Origin of the sequence: Pseudoalteromonas sp. R86517, assembly GCF_042466295.1 — a bacterium.
GTDB lineage: Bacteria > Pseudomonadota > Gammaproteobacteria > Enterobacterales > Alteromonadaceae > Pseudoalteromonas > Pseudoalteromonas atlantica.
The window spans coordinates 128,411-144,190 of sequence record NZ_JAXHCB010000003.1 but is presented as its reverse complement, the minus strand read 5'-3'; the positions used below and the strand labels follow the sequence as shown (position 1 = coordinate 144,190).

General features: G+C 41.7%; 13 protein-coding genes. 7 read left to right on the top strand and 6 right to left on the bottom strand.

Features of this window, described 5'->3' with window-relative positions:
* Positions 1-306: 306 nt before the first annotated feature.
* The 3 genes from SJY38_RS17400 to SJY38_RS17390 all read left to right on the top strand — a co-directional run bounded on the left by SJY38_RS17400 (position 307) and on the right by SJY38_RS17390 (position 3,298).
* Positions 307-1,302, top strand: a complete 996-nt coding sequence (locus tag SJY38_RS17400; RefSeq protein WP_377110403.1) for a transposase — start codon at positions 307-309, stop codon at positions 1,300-1,302.
* A 419-nt stretch (positions 1,303-1,721) separates the two neighbouring features.
* Complete coding sequence (locus tag SJY38_RS17395) at positions 1,722-2,228, top strand: TetR/AcrR family transcriptional regulator (RefSeq protein ID WP_039972541.1); 507 nt, start codon at positions 1,722-1,724, stop codon at positions 2,226-2,228.
* An 11-nt stretch (positions 2,229-2,239) separates the two neighbouring features.
* Entirely contained in the window at positions 2,240-3,298 is a 1,059-nt protein-coding gene (locus SJY38_RS17390; RefSeq protein WP_273605346.1) for an alcohol dehydrogenase family protein, read from the top strand.
* Positions 3,299-3,354: 56 nt separating this feature from the next.
* On the opposite strand, the gene SJY38_RS17385 is transcribed toward SJY38_RS17390, so the two are convergent.
* The 3 genes from SJY38_RS17385 to SJY38_RS17375 all read right to left on the bottom strand — a co-directional run bounded on the left by SJY38_RS17385 (position 3,355) and on the right by SJY38_RS17375 (position 6,895).
* Positions 3,355-4,581: a threonine/serine exporter ThrE family protein gene (locus tag SJY38_RS17385; protein ID WP_377110400.1), complete on the bottom strand. Its 1,227-nt coding sequence runs from the start codon at positions 4,579-4,581 to the stop codon at positions 3,355-3,357.
* Positions 4,582-4,688: 107 nt separating this feature from the next.
* A complete protein-coding gene (locus SJY38_RS17380; protein ID WP_377110398.1) occupies positions 4,689-5,918 on the bottom strand; it encodes a glycosyltransferase in 1,230 nt (409 codons plus the stop codon).
* The gene (locus SJY38_RS17375; RefSeq protein WP_377110397.1) at positions 5,918-6,895 is read right to left on the bottom strand and encodes a LacI family DNA-binding transcriptional regulator; all 978 of its coding nucleotides are present in this window, start codon (positions 6,893-6,895) and stop codon (positions 5,918-5,920) included. The genes SJY38_RS17380 and SJY38_RS17375 overlap by 1 nt, the downstream gene beginning before the upstream one ends.
* 165 nt (positions 6,896-7,060) lie before the next feature.
* Here SJY38_RS17375 and SJY38_RS17370 point away from each other — a divergent pair, with 165 nt between their 5' ends.
* From SJY38_RS17370 to SJY38_RS17360, 3 genes are all read left to right on the top strand, one after another.
* Positions 7,061-9,523, top strand: a complete 2,463-nt coding sequence (locus tag SJY38_RS17370; RefSeq protein ID WP_377110396.1) for a prolyl oligopeptidase family serine peptidase — start codon at positions 7,061-7,063, stop codon at positions 9,521-9,523.
* Between the two features lie 68 nt (positions 9,524-9,591).
* Positions 9,592-10,209, top strand: coding sequence for a LysE family translocator (locus SJY38_RS17365; RefSeq protein WP_377110395.1), 618 nt, complete (start codon positions 9,592-9,594; stop codon positions 10,207-10,209).
* Positions 10,210-10,285: 76 nt separating this feature from the next.
* Positions 10,286-10,777 carry a DUF2798 domain-containing protein gene (locus tag SJY38_RS17360; protein WP_377110394.1) on the top strand — a complete coding sequence of 164 codons (492 nt, stop codon included), beginning with the start codon at positions 10,286-10,288 and terminating at the stop codon, positions 10,775-10,777.
* On the opposite strand, the gene uvrA is transcribed toward SJY38_RS17360, so the two are convergent.
* Positions 10,774-13,335 carry an excinuclease ABC subunit UvrA gene (uvrA, locus tag SJY38_RS17355; RefSeq protein WP_377110393.1) on the bottom strand — a complete coding sequence of 854 codons (2,562 nt, stop codon included), beginning with the start codon at positions 13,333-13,335 and terminating at the stop codon, positions 10,774-10,776. The two genes, SJY38_RS17360 and uvrA, sit on opposite strands and share 4 nt — an antisense overlap.
* Positions 13,336-13,527: 192 nt before the next feature.
* Between uvrA and SJY38_RS17350 the strand changes: the two genes are divergently transcribed.
* The gene (locus tag SJY38_RS17350) at positions 13,528-13,938 is read left to right on the top strand and encodes a hypothetical protein (RefSeq protein WP_004589556.1); all 411 of its coding nucleotides are present in this window, start codon (positions 13,528-13,530) and stop codon (positions 13,936-13,938) included.
* 16 nt (positions 13,939-13,954) lie between these two features.
* On the opposite strand, the gene SJY38_RS17345 is transcribed toward SJY38_RS17350, so the two are convergent.
* Both SJY38_RS17345 and SJY38_RS17340 read right to left on the bottom strand, forming a co-directional pair.
* Positions 13,955-14,743 (bottom strand): LytR/AlgR family response regulator transcription factor, encoded by a 789-nt coding sequence (locus tag SJY38_RS17345; protein WP_377110391.1) that lies wholly within the window; start codon positions 14,741-14,743, stop codon positions 13,955-13,957.
* Positions 14,740-15,780: a sensor histidine kinase gene (locus SJY38_RS17340; protein ID WP_377110390.1), complete on the bottom strand. Its 1,041-nt coding sequence runs from the start codon at positions 15,778-15,780 to the stop codon at positions 14,740-14,742. The genes SJY38_RS17345 and SJY38_RS17340 overlap by 4 nt, the downstream gene beginning before the upstream one ends.

The window sequence follows — 15,780 nt, the reverse complement described above, 5'->3', positions numbered from 1 at the left end:
TCAACACCCAAAACGATATAACTAACTATAGCATTGCTTGTGAATAACAAGTTAATGCTTTATTGGGAATACACCACCACATCCCTTTAAAAACTCCACTTTCTAGTAAATAAGTATGAAAAGCATTATTAAAATAATGATGACACCCATTTAAAACATAACTATGACACCCATCAAAACACAAATAATAAAAAATGAAATAATCATGACACCCATTTAAAACATAACTTTGACACCCATCAAAATAGTTGTATAAAACACAAGCTAGGACTACGCTTTAGCTCAAATAATAAACAGGGTTGTGTTATGGCTATTGCTCGAAAGCGCCAAATAAGTTTGGCAGATACAAAATATTATCACTGTATTTCACGTTGTGTTCGCCGGGCATATTTGTGTGGTGAAGACCCTTTTACAGGACAAAATTACGCGCATAGAAGAGGGTGGGTAGAGGATAAGCTTATCAGCCTTGCAAAGGTATTTTGTATAGATGTTTGTGCATACGCAGTTATGAGTAATCATACACATATTGTGTTGTATGTAGATGATAAAAAAGCTAATAGGTTAAACGACAAAGCAATAGCAATTCGTTGGCACAAGCTTTTTAAAGGCACCGCTATCACGCATAAATTTATACGCGGTGAGAAGTTATCGGCTACCGAACATTGGTTTTTAAACGAGAGCCTAGAGCTGTATCGAGAACGCTTAAGTAGTATTAGCTGGTTTATGCGAGCATTGAACGAAAATATTGCGAGGCGAGCTAACAAAGAAGATGGCTGCACAGGGCGATTTTGGGAAGGACGATTTAAATCTCAAGCGTTACTAGATGAAGCTGCTTTGTTGGCGTGCATGGCATATGTAGATTTAAATCCAATACGCGCCAAAGCGGCTGAAACACCTGAGGATTCGCACTTTACGAGCGTAAAACAACGCATAAAATCAATTGCACTTAAAAGCAACCAGGCGTTAAAAGTTAAGCAGCCAAAACAGTTATTACGCTTTGCAGGAAAGTCTAAAAAATACATGCCAAAAGGTTTACCATTCGAATTAAAAACGTATTTAGAGTTAGTTGAATTAACAGGTCGATGTATTCGCGCTGATAAAATAGGCTTTATTGCGCATTCAACACCTGAATTATTGATACGTTTGAGTATAGCGCCAAAGAACTGGTTAAAACTTACAACCGAATTTGGCAATGTTTTTCATGGAGCAGTGGGGCGTGTAAGTTCATTAGATAGTTATTGTAAACATCAAGCTATTAAGCGAAGGCCTAGCTATTCAAATAGTAAAAAATTATTAGCCTAATAAAATCCATTAAATAAATAGTATGTCACTTAGCTTTGCTGAGCTTTTATTGTGCCTGAAGTTTCTTATTGGCCATAAGATTATTATAAAAAGCTTAAGTATATAAACTTAAACATCTCCATTACCACTCAACATCTCAAATCAACATATAAATCCAACCAAATATTTCTTACTACATTGTTAATTTATAAATAATTAGATTGGGTGTCATAGTTATGGCTTTATTATGACTAAGAAAGATTAAAGGGATGCCATATCTTTAAATATCCTCATATATTTTGGACTCTAGGGCTTTCCTAGCCTGTTAATTTATAATGGGTGTCAAAGTTATTATTTTGTATAAATCTGTATTGGTTGACATGTAGAATGAATGCTCTACCATATTAGGTAGAGCATTCATTCTACATGGGTTAAACACTTTGCTAAAACAAGATATAGCTGCTGCACTTGAGGTGGCCTTTAGTCAACATGGCTTTGCTGAGCCTAGTGTGGCTAAGCTGCAAAAACTCAGTGGCGTTAGTTTGCGCACCCTTTATAAATATTACCCGTCAAAGCAGGCAATGATCATTGCTGCGCTTGAGTACCGCCATAATCGCTATATTAATTTTTTACTTAAAGATGCACCTGCTCCGGGAGTTGAGGCGGTTTTGCACATGTTTGATCAACTAAAAGCGTGGATGGTGCAATTTGCGCCTAATGGCTGTTTATCTATTAATGCGTTGTCGGCGTTTCCTGAAGATGAAGCTATTAGCCTTGCGGTGCAAACGCATAAAAATGACGTAAAAAAACTGCTAGGTGAGCAAGGTTTAAATTCATCGTTGGCTAGTAGCTTGTTTTTGCTGCACGAGGGAGTGTCGAGTGCATGGCCAGTTATGGGCGATGAGGCGGTTACATCAGCAAAAAACAGTATTCTTAAATTAATATAATGGAGCAACCAATGGCAAATTTACCTAGCACAATGCACGCTGTACAGCTTACCGAGCATGGCGATTTTGATGTATTAAAGTATGCAACTAACTTACCGTTGCCAGGGCTTGCACAAACAGATGTACTTATAAAAGTCATGGCTGCAGGTGTTAATAACACAGATCTTAATACCCGCACGGCGTGGTACGCTAAAAAACAAAGCAGTAAAGACGATGCAAGTTGGTCTGGTGATGCGTTTGTTTTTCCTCGTATTCAAGGGGCAGATGTGTGCGGCGTAATTGTGGCTGTTGGTAAAAACGTAGATCAAAGCCGTATTGGTGAGCGCGTTATTGTTGAGCCATGTTTAATTAAAGCTAATGGCGAAACGCTTAAATCGCCATGGTATTTTGGCTCTGAGTGTGATGGTGGCTTTTCACAGTTTACCCGCGTTGACTCTATTCACGCTTATAAAATCAATAGTAACTATAGTGATGAAGAGCTGGCCTCTTTTCCGTGCTCATATTCTACGGCCGAAAACATGCTGTTTCGCTCAAACCCACAGCAAGGGCAAACTGTTTTAATTACAGGGGCTTCTGGTGGTGTTGGCTCAGCGGCAGTGCAATTAGCTAAAGCACGTGGCGCTTTTGTTATTGCCATTACGAGTAAAAGTAAGGCGCAGCAGCTTGAAGAGTTAGGTGCCGATAAAGTTATATTTCGTGAAGATGATTTAATTCAAGTCTTAGGTAAAAACAGTGTGGATGTAGTCATTGACCTTGTTGCCGGCGAGCAATGGCCTGCACTGCTGGAGGTATTAAAACCAAAGGGGCGTTATGCGGTGTCGGGCGCTATTGGCGGGGCATTAGTCGAGCTTGATATACGTACTTTGTACTTAAAAGATTTAACTTTTTTTGGCTGTACAGTTATAGAGCCTGAGGTATTTAAAAGCTTAGTTAACTTTATTGAACAAGAAAAAATAAAGCCTATTGTGGCGCAAACATTCCCATTGAGCGAAATTGTTACAGCGCAAAAAGTGTTTGCACAAAAACAACACGTAGGAAAAATTGTACTCACTATCCCCCATAGCGAATAGCGCGTTAAACAACAAAGCCCGTTACAAAGTAAGCGGGCTTTTAAATGGTAACAAGCTTATAAGCTTTTTTTAGGCGGTAAAGCCACGTTTGCAAATATTAGCCCTGCTACAAGCGACATAAATATTAAAAACGTTTGCTGGCCTATATGCTCGGCGTAAACAAAGTCTTGGCCTTCAATAAGCGAGTTTAAGCCAATATACGTTTTACTGCCGGGTACCAGTACAATTAAGCCTTGCATGGCAACAATGGAAGCTGGCGCATTTGCAACGCGGTTAAATAAGTTACTAAACACTCCAACCGAAAGCGCACCAACAAACGTGCCTAACGTGTAGTCAAGGTACATAGCCGAACCAATACTTGTGCCATAGGCTATAAAACCTGATGCGATAGACCATCCAGCATGTTTAAGTTTGGTTCTAAATATCACTATTAAGCTGCTACAAAGTAAAAATATAGCCAGCCACGCAGTCCAGCGCGGTAGTGGGTCGGGCTGTACAAAATCGGTTTGGCCAAATATGGCAAAGCCAATGCCTATGCCAATAAAGGCGCCAAAGTACAGTTTAAATAACAGCATAAACGAGTCCATAACCCGCGCCGTACCCGAAACCAAATGCCTAGCGGCAAGCTCTGCTAAACCAAGCGCTAGCGCTAAACCAGGTATAAATACAATAATGGCAGAAAGCACCACTAACCGTATATTTATATCGGGCGAAATATACACACTTATTGCACAAGCCAGCACTGCCGATACTATAGCAACAAGGGGCTCAAGCATATGAGCAACCCGTTTTGAGCGCCCCGACCACAGTACAAACACATACACCACTAAAGTAAGCAACGCAGACCAAATAACGTCTGTCCAGCTGGTACCCATTAGCATGGCAAATGCACCCCCCGATGTTGCAAAAGCAATACCGGTAACAAATTTATTGTACGGGTTTGGCATGTCGTAAATGGCATCAAGCTGAGCATCAACCTCTTGTAGGGTGAGCTTGTCGTCGAGCATTTGATTAACTAAGTCGTCGGTGTCGGCAAGTGAGCCTAAGTCGTGATCGCCTGGGTCTACGCGTGCCACGTGGGTGTATTCGTCTTCGTGGCCATCAGTCCAAATTACAAACGTTACCGAAGTTGGCGACATAACAAAAGACGATTTAAGTCCTAAGTAAGTGGCCACTTCCATTAAGTGTGCTTCTAGGCGGTACGCTGGGGTGCCGTACTTATGAAGCATTTTACCTAATTTAACGATAAATTTGCGTTTTTCAGTAAAGGTTGCAGTTTTCAAATCTTGTATGGACCAGTGTGTAAATAAATTAGCTAAAAGTATAGGCTAAAACGCCCATTTGTAATGGGCGCGATTTTAAACACAAATTTGTAGGAGTCTAGTCATTTTTAATCTAATTTTTTATTTTTTTCAGCAATCCATTGCGCCATATATTGCGTACTGCGCATAGTATGGTGTTTTAACATTTGTCCGGTGAAGTTTTTTTCCCTATGCGCTTTTAAATCGTTGCTTATAGAGTCAATTTTATTAATTAACGCCGCGCTTAATTTTACTTTGTCGTACAAGGTATTAAGTAGCGAATTACCAGCTTGTTGCGCGTGTTCAAAACCGGTTTGATTGGTGTAAAGCTCAACGGCTGCATTTGCAAAATCGTCGGTATTATTAGCCACTTTACCAGGCCATGGTAGTTCGTTGTGCATGCCCTCACTGCCTATGTCGGTAGTTACACTGGGGGTTTGCATTATCATGGCTTCTAGCAGCTTGCCTTTTATACCTGCGCCAAAACGAAGTGGGGCTAAACATACGCGTGCGCTTTGCATTACCTCATAGGCATTGTCGGCCCAGCCTTTTATTAAAAAACCGGTTTTAGGGTTATTAAGTGCTGTTGCTTTTGGTGGCGGGTAAGAGCCATAAATATGCAGTTCTGCTTTTGGTAATTCCTTGCGAATAAGCGGCCATATTTTTTGTAAGTACAGCACGGCATCCCAGTTGGGGGCGTGTCTAAAGTTACCTATGGTCATAAAGTGCTCACGTTGTTCAAACGATTTAGTTTGCGCAGGTAAAGCGGTTAAATCGACCATAAAAGGGAGATGATGTAATAAACTGGCTTCTACGTTAAATACACTACTAAGTAATTGTATTTCAAAGCTTGAAATAATTAAGCTTAGGTCGCAGCGCAATATTGCGGCTATTTCGCGTTTTGCTATGTCTGAATGTAAATCGCTGGTGGTAAATTCTCGCTCGCCTTTGTGCGCTTCGTGGCGCGCATTACGTAGGCATTGTAAATCTTCGGTATCGAGTATTTTAATGGCATTAGGGCAATGTTTATCTACACGCCAGCCAAATTGCTCTTCCATCATAAAGCGGTCAAACATCACTATGTCTGGGTTGTACGCTTTAACGTACTCATCAAAACTTTCGCAGTTTAGGGCAATGCTTTGACTGGTAATACCAAAGTGATCTAGGTTTACCATGTGCTCGGTGCGTTGTGCTGGGGTGGCAAATTCTACTTGCCAATTTTGCGTTTTAAACGCATTTAATAACGACATCATGTGCGTTCCCGCAGCAGACGAATTTGGTTCTGGCCATACGTAACCAATTACCAGCACTTTTTTCATTACGGTGTTTCTCTAATTTGTAGGTTTACATTTACCAGTGTTTTTACTGGTGCAGTGTTTGTTTGAAGTTGTTCTTGCAGCACTAAAATACTGCGCTTAGCAAGCTCTTGCGTGTTTATATTGGCGCAAGTAAAGCGAGGTTGCATTTCGGTAATATCAGGAATATGTAAGCAGCTTACTATATTGTTTTTTAAATGCGGGGCGGCGGCTAAAACGCCATGCGCAATTATATTATTAGCGCATACAACCGCGTCAATACTCGGATTATTAAGTAATGTATTACTAAATATTTGCTTAGCATGTAATGGGGTGCTTTTTGTGCACGTAATAGCTGGCTCAGGGGTTATATTGTGTTTTTTACACGCGCTATTAAAGCCACTTAATAAACCTTGTGCAGATAAGCTTTCATCACCCATAAACAGTATGTTTTTAGGCGAATCATTAATTAGCTGCAATGTTACTACATGGCTTGCTTTAGTGTAGTCGGGTAAAACACACGGGGCTGAGCTGTAAGGTACTTCGTGCATTAGGCTAATAACATGGTAGGCAGCAGCAAGGTTGTCGAGCCACTGCGCACAGGTACTAGCCACAGGGCAAATTATAAATGCAGCCACTTTGTATTCTTTTAAATTATTTATTAGCTGCGTTTGGCGCTCTACGCTGTTGTTACTACTAACAATAATGGCCTGAAAAAAAGCTTCGCTTAAAGCCTGCTCTATATTTTTAGCAAGCAATGCCATAAGCGGGTTTGTTAAATCGTCAATCACTACAACCACTAAATTAGAGCGCCCAGAGCGCATAGCTGCTGCATCGCGATTATACACATAGCCTAGCTCATCTATGGCTTGTAACACTTTTTGTTTGCTTTTATCGGCTACTTTATTGCTGTGTGTAAGCACCAATGATACGGTCGATTTAGACACCCCCGCACGGTGAGCAACATCAAAAATAGTGACCGATTTAGCTTTGTTAGGCATGGTATTTTAAGCGCGCAGTAGTGAGTAAATAGCTGCGTAGTGTAGCGTATATAATGCGTTTAAGTCATCTTTTAGCCCTGTAATTTAAAGCTTAATACTTTATGAACAGAGCAAAACATGTTTATATACCTTTTATAATCTTAAAAATAACAAAAGGATAAAAACATGAACGCATTTAGGCTGTTAGTTGCCTTTATTTGTTGTGTTGTAATAATGCCAAACAGCTATGCTGAGCAAGGTTATCAAACACCTTCGCCTGAGCTAGCCGCTGTGGTAGATGCCAAATTAGCACCCACTAGTTTTTTATCGAGCGATGGCCAATGGCTTGCTTTATTTGAGCGTAAGCGCGTAGAGACGCTTGACGAGCTTGCTAAAGATGAGCTCAAACTTGCGGGTATAAAGCTTAACCCTGCTAACTTTTCGCGTTCGCGTGTTAGCGCTAAATACAGCGCGCTTGAGCTTAAGCATGTGCAAAGCGGCACCGTTATTAATATTAATAATTTACCAAACGGTATTATTCGCTCGCCTAAATGGTCATCTAACAGTAAATATTTAGCATTTGTTGTAGAGCAACAAAACCAAGCAAATTTATGGCTTTACAGTGTAGAGACAAAGCAAGCAAAAATGCTCTCAAGCGCAGCGCTTAACTCAGTTATTACCGCTACGCCTTACCAATGGCTGCCCGATAGCAGCGCACTGGTTGCAAATTTAGCGGTTAATATAGGTAAACCCGCGTTAAAAAACAGCAGTCAAAATGTAGTGCCTGTTATACAGCAAAGCACAGGCGAAAAAGCCCCAGCGCGTACTTATCAAAACTTATTAACCAGCCCGTTTGACGAAGCACAGTTTAAATTTTACGGCCAAGGGCAATTAGCTTACGTAATGCTTGATGGCAATACACAAGCCATTGGCAGCCCTGCATTATTTAAATCGTTTTCGGTATCGCCAGATTCAACCAATATATTAGTTGCTGCGATAAACGAGCCGTTTTCGTATCAAGTACCGTACAGCCGTTTTGCCAGCACTTGGCAAATATGGGGAATGCGCGGTTACGCATTAGCCGAACTTGTAAAACAACCGCTTGCCGATAACATTCCACAAGGCTATGACAGTGTTCGCACCGGCCGCCGCGATTTTGAATGGCGCGCGGATCAAGGCGCAGAAGTTATTTGGGCCGAAGCGCAAGATGGCGGCGACATGAAAACCGATGTTAAGCACCATGATTATATTTACAGCCTACGCGCGCCGTTTAAACGCGAGCCAAAACTGTTTGCTAAAGTAGAGCGCCGCTATGCAGGTATAGTTTGGGGTAATCAAAATATTGCCATGCTTAGCGACTGGCGCTTTAGCGACCGCCAAGTGCGTACGTATGTTATTCAGCCACGCAATGCAGATAAAAACCGTGTGCTTTTTTCTGAGCGAAGCTATAACGATGCGTATAAAAACCCAGGTAGCTTTATATACGAGCGTAACGATTTAGGCGCCAACGTTATTAAAATTGTTGGCGGGCGTTATATGTATCTGCGCGGTAACGGCGCGTCTGAGCAAGGTAATATTCCGTTTTTAGACCAGTACGATGTAAAAACGAATAGCAGCAAGCGTTTATGGCAATCACAAGCGCCATACTACGAGCGTGTTCGTGCACTGCTTGACGACGAAGGCGAGCGCTTTATAACTGTGCGAGAATCTAAAACCGAGCAACCTAACTTTTTTATTCGTGATTTAGATAACGATACTCTTACGCAGCTTACTAATTTTGCTCATCCGTACCCTGCATTTAAAGGGGTTACAAAAGAGCAATTACGTTATAAACGCGATGACGGGGTTGAGCTTTCGGGCACGCTTTATTTACCACCAGGTTACGATGTAACCCAAGGCCCGTTACCCGTACTTATGTGGGCGTACCCACTTGAATATAAAGATAAAGCCGTAGCATCACAAGTGCGCGAATCACCATACGAATTTACTTACATTGGTTATTGGGGCCCTATGCCTTACCTTGCTAAAGGTATTGCCGTATTTGACGACCCTAAAATGCCTATTGTAGGCATTGATGGCAGTGAGCCAAACGATAATTTTAGAAAGCAGCTAGTTTCAAGTGCACAAGCTGCGGTTGATGTGCTGGTTAAAAAAGGCATTGCCGATAAAAACAACATTGCTATAGCAGGGCACTCGTACGGTGCATTTATGGTGGCAAACCTATTAGCGCATAGCGATTTATTTAAAACCGGTATTGCTCGCAGTGGTGCTTACAACCGTACCTTAACGCCGTTTGGTTTTCAGGGTGAAGAGCGTGATTTTTGGCAAGCACAAAGTGTGTACGCTAACATGTCGCCGTTTTTCCATGCTGAAAAAATTAACGAGCCAATGCTAATGATCCACGGTCAAGAAGATCCTAATTCTGGAACTTTCCCAATGCAAAGTGAGCGCATGTACGCCGCCCTAAAAGGCTTAGGTAAAGACGCTCGCTTAGTTATGCTTCCTTACGAAGCCCACGGTTACCGCGCTCGTAAAAGCTTATTACACGTACTGTGGGAACAAGAGCAATGGCTAGATAAGTATTTATTGAGTGATACCGCAAAGCCAGTAGAGGTCATTACTCAGCCAGTGGCAAGTACTGAACAATAGTAGATAATAGGTAACCAATAGCGCGGCTACTTTAGCCGCGTTTTTTGCTTTTAATATAGAGAGAAAAAATGATTGATGTTGCAGCGCTTGCCGTTTTTATTCCTACCTTCTTTTTTGTATCTATTACACCGGGTATGTGTATGACCCTCGCCATGACATTAGGTATGAGCATAGGTGTAAGGCGCACATTATGGATGATGATAGGTGAGCTGTTAGGGGTCGCAAGTGTTGCTATTGCTGCGGTATTAGGTGTTGCAAGCGTAATGCTAAATTACCCTAATGCGTTCGATATTTTAAAATGGGTAGGCGGTGCATACTTAATTTATATAGGTATAAATATGTGGCGCGCAAAAAGTAAAATGTCGATTGATACACATAGCCCAAGTGATGTAAGCCGCCAGTCGCTATTTACGCAAGGCTTTGTGACTGCCATTGCTAACCCAAAGGGCTGGGCGTTTATGATCTCTTTACTACCGCCATTTATTAGCGTTGAACACGCACTCGCCCCGCAACTGTTAGTGCTTGTTTTAGTTATTATGATAAGCGAATTTACCTGCATGTTAGCGTACGCCACAGGCGGTAAAAGCCTACGTTTATTTTTAAGCCGTGGCGATAATATAAAATGGATGAACCGAATTGCAGGCAGCCTTATGGTGCTAGTAGGCATATGGCTGGCATTAGGGTAATTAAATAACAGTTGATATTGTCAATTAACTTGCTATAGTTGACTTTGTCATCTATTTTAAGAGAAATACCTGTTTAATGAATACGCCTGCTTTAGTAAATTCTGCGCTCGTAGAGCCTAAAAAAACACCGAACATTTATAAAATAATGGCGATGGTAAGTATTATTGTTTTTGTAGGCGGCAGCTTAACAGGCATTATGACTTACACAAATGTAGGAATAACTGAGCATTTTTATATAGATTGGTTTACCTCGTTTTTAAGTGCGGTGTTGGTTATGGCTCCTGTGGGGTTAGCAATGACAGCCCTTATGAATACCTTGGTGGCTAAGTTATTACCAAAAGCAAGTGAGCTAAAACGCAATTTAGTGATTAGTGTTTTTATGGCGCTTACCATGGAGTCGCTAATGGCGTTTGTAACCGCTACTAACAATATAGGTTTTGCCAATATGCGCTTATTTTATACCGCGTGGGTAGAGGGGCTATTAGCCGCGCTACCCATTGGTTTAACATTAATACTTGTTATGTCGGTTACTGTAAAACCTAAATTAGAGCGATTTTTAAAAAGCTAAATTGCGCTTTTTAAAAACGTTGACGTGCGGCTATGCTTAGATTGAGCCACATCTTCAGGTTTACCTTGAGCAACAATTAAGCCACCTTCGTCCCCGGCTCCTGGGCCAATATCAATAACCCAATCGCTGTTACTGGCTACTTGCATATCGTGCTCAACCATAATAACGGTGTTGCCCGCATCAACTAAGCCATTTAACTGCGTCATCAACATGGCTACATCTTTTGGGTGTAGGCCGGTGGTTGGTTCATCTAAAATATACAGCGTATCGCCGCGCTGCGCACGTTGCAGCTCTGTGGCAAGCTTTATGCGCTGGGCCTCTCCGCCCGAAAGCTCAGTAGCAGGTTGCCCTAAACGTAAATAGCCAAGGCCTACTTGTAAGAGCGCATTTAGCGCACGTAAAATAGCGGGTTCATCGGCAAAAAATGTATGCGCTGACTCCACCGTTAAATTAAGCACATCGGCAATGGTTTTATCTTTGTAGGTAATGTCGAGTGTTTTTTGGTTGTAGCGCTTGGCGTTACACACAGGGCAAGGCGAATACACGCTAGGTAAAAATAACAGCTCCACGCTTACAAAGCCTACGCCTTCGCAGTTGTCGCAACGGCCTTTTTTCACATTAAACGAAAAACGACCTGCATCGTATTTACGCGCTTTTGCCTCTTTGGTATTGGCAAACAATTTACGTACGTGATCGAACAAACCAGTGTAAGTAGCAAGGTTTGAGCGAGGCGTGCGGCCAATGGCTTTTTGATCAACCGTTATTAGGCGCTTTATATGCTCAAGGCCCTCGGTAATTTTGCCATGGGTTGGTGTTTGGAGTTCTTGATCAAGCAAGTCGGCTTCATCGGTAGGCATTGGCGGCGGCGTTTTTTGTCCTAAAGCATCTTGAATAAGCTCGACTAAGGCTTGGCTTACTAAGCTTGATTTACCTGAGCCAGAAACCCCCGTAACACTTGTAATAACCCCAAGCGGAAATTCGGCACTGATGTTGTGTAAATTGTTACGCTCAATACCACTTAGCTTAAGCCAGGCTGATGGCGTACGTTGAGTTTGATGATTTGGCTTTGCGTTATTGTTATGCTTAAAAAGATGCCGACTTGTATGTGAGTTGCTCACTTGCTCTAAGCCTTCAACTGGGCCGCTGTAAACAATATTACCGCCATGCGAACCCGCATTTGGCCCTACATCAACCACCCAATCGGCGTGGCGAATTACACTTGTATCGTGCTCCACCACAAATACTGAGTTACCAGCCGCTATTAGCTCATCTAGGGCGCTTAAAAGTGCTTGCGTATCGGCTGGGTGTAAACCTGCCGAAGGTTCATCTAGCACATACACAACACCAAATAATTTTGAGCGAATTTGCGTTGCAAGCCGCAAGCGTTGTAATTCCCCAGCTGATAACGATGGCGTAGTACGCTCAAGCGATAAATACCCTAAACCAAGTTTAGTGAGTGCTTCTACGCGTTTAATAATGTCGCTTGTGATGCGCTTTGCCACAATGGCTTTTTCGGGGTTGGCTGCGTTACTTTTAGCGGGGTTATTGGCAGCAATGCTGAGTTTTTCTGCCAGCTCGCCAAGTGTTAACTGCGAAATTTCGCCTATATCAAGCCCTGCTACCTTAACCGATAACGACTCTTTTTTAAGTTTTTTGCCTTCGCACTGCGGGCATTGTGATATTTGCATATACTGCGATACGCGCTTTTTAGTGCGCGGACTTTGAGTGCTGGCAAATGATTGTAAAACAAAGCGTTTAGCACTTATAAAGGTACCCATGTAGCTGGGGCTTTCTTCATTTTTAATAGCTGCTTGGGTTTGCTCAAGCGTGTATTCGGGAAACACGGGCACTGTGGGTGTATCATCGGTAAACAAAATCCAATCACGGGCTTTTTTAGGCAGGGTATTCCACGGTTTATTAATATCGTAACCTAGCGAGGTAAGAATGCGGCTTAGGTTTTTACCTTGCCAAGCCGGCGGCCACGCTGCAATGGCGCGCTCTTTAATTGATTTAGTCGGGTCGGGCACTAACAGCTCTTCGGTTACGTTAAATACGCGGCCAATACCATGGCACTCTGGGCAGGCACCTTGTGGCGTGTTAGGCGAAAACGCATCGGCATACAGTATACCTTGCCCTTTGGGGTATTCGCCTGCGCGTGAGTAAAGCATTCGCAGCGCGTTAGAAATAGTGGTTACGCTACCCACCGATGAACGTACCGAGGGTGCGCCACGCTGTTGTTGTAGTGCTACTGCGGGTGGCAGCCCTTCAATCGAATCTACATCGGGCTCATCTACTTGGTCTATTAATCTGCGCGCATAAGGCGATACCGAATCAAGATAACGATGCTGTGATTCGGCAAATAATGTTCCAAAGGCGAGCGATGATTTACCCGAGCCCGATATACCAGTAAAAACAACAAGTGAATTACGGGGCAAGTTTACATCCACATTTTTTAAGTTATGAACACGCGCGCCTCGTACTTGAATGCTGTGCTCAGGGTTTAATAAAGCCGATTGCGCTTTACTAACCTCATGTGAATTTTTAGGTGTGGTTGCCATGTAATTTACTCCTGTTTAATAACCATGTGTTTATTAACGTGCCGCAAAGTATTAATACTAATGGGGTGTCACTGAATGAGCGCTTAGTTAGTTTACTGAGCGTTTAATAGAGTGTTTACATAATAGGTAAAAACTGCGAGTATAAATTTCAATCAAGCATTCAAGCATCTAAATTTAAAAGGACGTTTAATTGTGGCAAAAATTGTAGTTAGCTTTTTATTTTTATTGGTACTTTGCGCCAATGTGTGTGCAGCGCAAAATAATGTACTAAACGTTGACCGAGCCATACCAAATAGCATGCACTTGTCGTTTCCAAACGATAATAATATAACGCCTAAAAAGTCTGACTTTTCTATCGCAAACTATGTACTTATGAGCAACGAAATAGGAGAGCGTTGGGCGGTTATTACCCTTACTAATTTAGCCTCTGGTAAGCGTGAACTTAATCAAGAACACGTATTAGCGCTGTTTGCAGATGGCAGCAGGCTAACACCAAGTGAATTTAAATTAGGCTTTAAAGGCAATCAAACACAGTCGGTAACGGTATCGTTTGCTGAGCATACGTTTCCTATTTTAAGTGTGTATACCAGTAATGATCAGTAACATATTTTAAAATAAGTTAAATATGTAGCAGTTGCTTTAGTTTATCGGCACCGGCTCTGCTGGTGCTTAGCTCAGATTTAATATCATCATTTACAATCACCATCAATTTGCCATTAAACCAACGCTGTATTTCTTTAATGTGGTCAACGTTAACCAAATAACTTCGATGAATTCGTACAAAATTATGTTCTGCTAAAGCAAGTTCGAGCTGATCGAGTGTATCGCTTAAGTGATGAAATGTATCGCCATTCCACGCCAAACTATTGCCTTGCTCCGATTTAATAAATTTAATGTCACTTGGGGAGAGTAATAATATCCGCTCACCGTTTTTACTAATGAGCTTATTTATAGTGTTTTTGGTTAATGTAAACGTTTGCTCGTTGGGTTCGTGATTGACTAGCGTATGTGCACGTTGTTGCTCTAGTTGCTGCTGCGCTTTAGCGAGAGCTTTTTTTAGCCTAGCAATAGGAAAAGGTTTGAGTAAGTAGTCAGTTGAGGCGTGCTCAAAAGCTTCAATTGCAAATTGGTCATACGCGGTTGTATAAATAATAATGGGCTGGTAGTTAAGTAAATCAATAAGCTCTAAGCCATTAATTTCAGGCATTTGTATATCAAGTAATACCACATCCGGAGTTAGCTCATTAATTAATGATATGGCCTCTTTGCCATTTGTGGCCATACCCACTACTTCAACATGCTCCATTAAACTCAATTGATGGCTTAATTTTTCGCGAGCGGGAAGCTCGTCATCGGCAAATAATACGCGCATTTTAGTTACTGTATTTGGCTGGTTTTTGCTGCTCATAGTGTTAGCTCCAACGTAACCACTGCACCATTATTATTGCTCAGTAGTACCTTACTTTTACCAAGTTGCTTAACGCGTTTTAGTATGTTTTTCATTCCTACACCACTGCCATGGCCGTGTTTTATTACCTCGCTCGAAAAACCCTTACCGTTATCGCTAATTTGTATTTTAACGCCGTTAGGTAGCTCACTAAGCGTTATATTAAGTATTAACGACGTTTGTTTGGCGTTATGTTTAATGGCGTTTTCAATAATTGGTTGAATAAGTAGCGGGGGCAGCGATATGTTTTTAAGCGTATTGGGAATGTGGTAATTAACTTTGAGTTTATCGCCAAAGCGGGCTTTTTCAATATTTAGGTACTTTTCTATTATTGTAAGCTCTTGCTGTAAAGGTATTTGTTGTTGCTCTGCCGTGTCGAGGGAGTACCTTAAAATATCAGCCAGTTCATGCAGTACTTCATCGGCTAAATCAGGGTTTGTATGAATATAAGCCGAAATTGTATTTAAGCTATTAAACATAAAATGTGGGTTTAGTTGGTAGCGCAATGTAGCAAGTTGGGCTTGTTTAAGCGCGTGTTTTTCGGCTGTTGCGCGTTTTTTGTTTTCAATAAAAATACTGGTAAAGTAAATACACGAGCCCCAAAGTAAGCCGTTAAAAACAACAAACACCCCCATCGATTTGTGCCCATCAAAAAGCTGTGTGAGTACTGTATCGGTAAGCACATTACCAAGTGCCATAAATACAACGGCAATTAACCATTCAAACGCTATTTTGTTAATGTGTTTATTGCGCAGATAAAAAATAACCGCTGCCGCACTCCAAACAGGAACCCAGTAAAAAGTAACAAACCACACGGTAGCAGCGAGTGCACTACCCGCAGTAAAGGGCGCAGAGTTAGCAATTATAAGCCCAAGGGCATAAGCAATATCTACAACAAGTAAAATAAAAAAGCTGTATTTATAAAAAGGATGTTTGAGCATAATAGGTGCTTCTTTTTGTAATTGATTAAACCATAACAAAAAACAGTCAAAACCCAA

Coding starts and splice junctions, on each gene's coding strand:
- SJY38_RS17375 (WP_377110397.1), bottom strand. CDS start 6,895: ATGCCTAACAAAGCTAAATCGGTCACTATTTTTGATGTTGCTCACCGT.
- SJY38_RS17365 (WP_377110395.1), top strand. CDS start 9,592: ATGATTGATGTTGCAGCGCTTGCCGTTTTTATTCCTACCTTCTTTTTT.
- SJY38_RS17370 (WP_377110396.1), top strand. CDS start 7,061: ATGAACGCATTTAGGCTGTTAGTTGCCTTTATTTGTTGTGTTGTAATA.
- uvrA (WP_377110393.1), bottom strand. CDS start 13,335: ATGGCAACCACACCTAAAAATTCACATGAGGTTAGTAAAGCGCAATCG.
- SJY38_RS17390 (WP_273605346.1), top strand. CDS start 2,240: ATGGCAAATTTACCTAGCACAATGCACGCTGTACAGCTTACCGAGCAT.
- SJY38_RS17360 (WP_377110394.1), top strand. CDS start 10,286: ATGAATACGCCTGCTTTAGTAAATTCTGCGCTCGTAGAGCCTAAAAAA.
- SJY38_RS17380 (WP_377110398.1), bottom strand. CDS start 5,918: ATGAAAAAAGTGCTGGTAATTGGTTACGTATGGCCAGAACCAAATTCG.
- SJY38_RS17345 (WP_377110391.1), bottom strand. CDS start 14,743: ATGAGCAGCAAAAACCAGCCAAATACAGTAACTAAAATGCGCGTATTA.
- SJY38_RS17400 (WP_377110403.1), top strand. CDS start 307: ATGGCTATTGCTCGAAAGCGCCAAATAAGTTTGGCAGATACAAAATAT.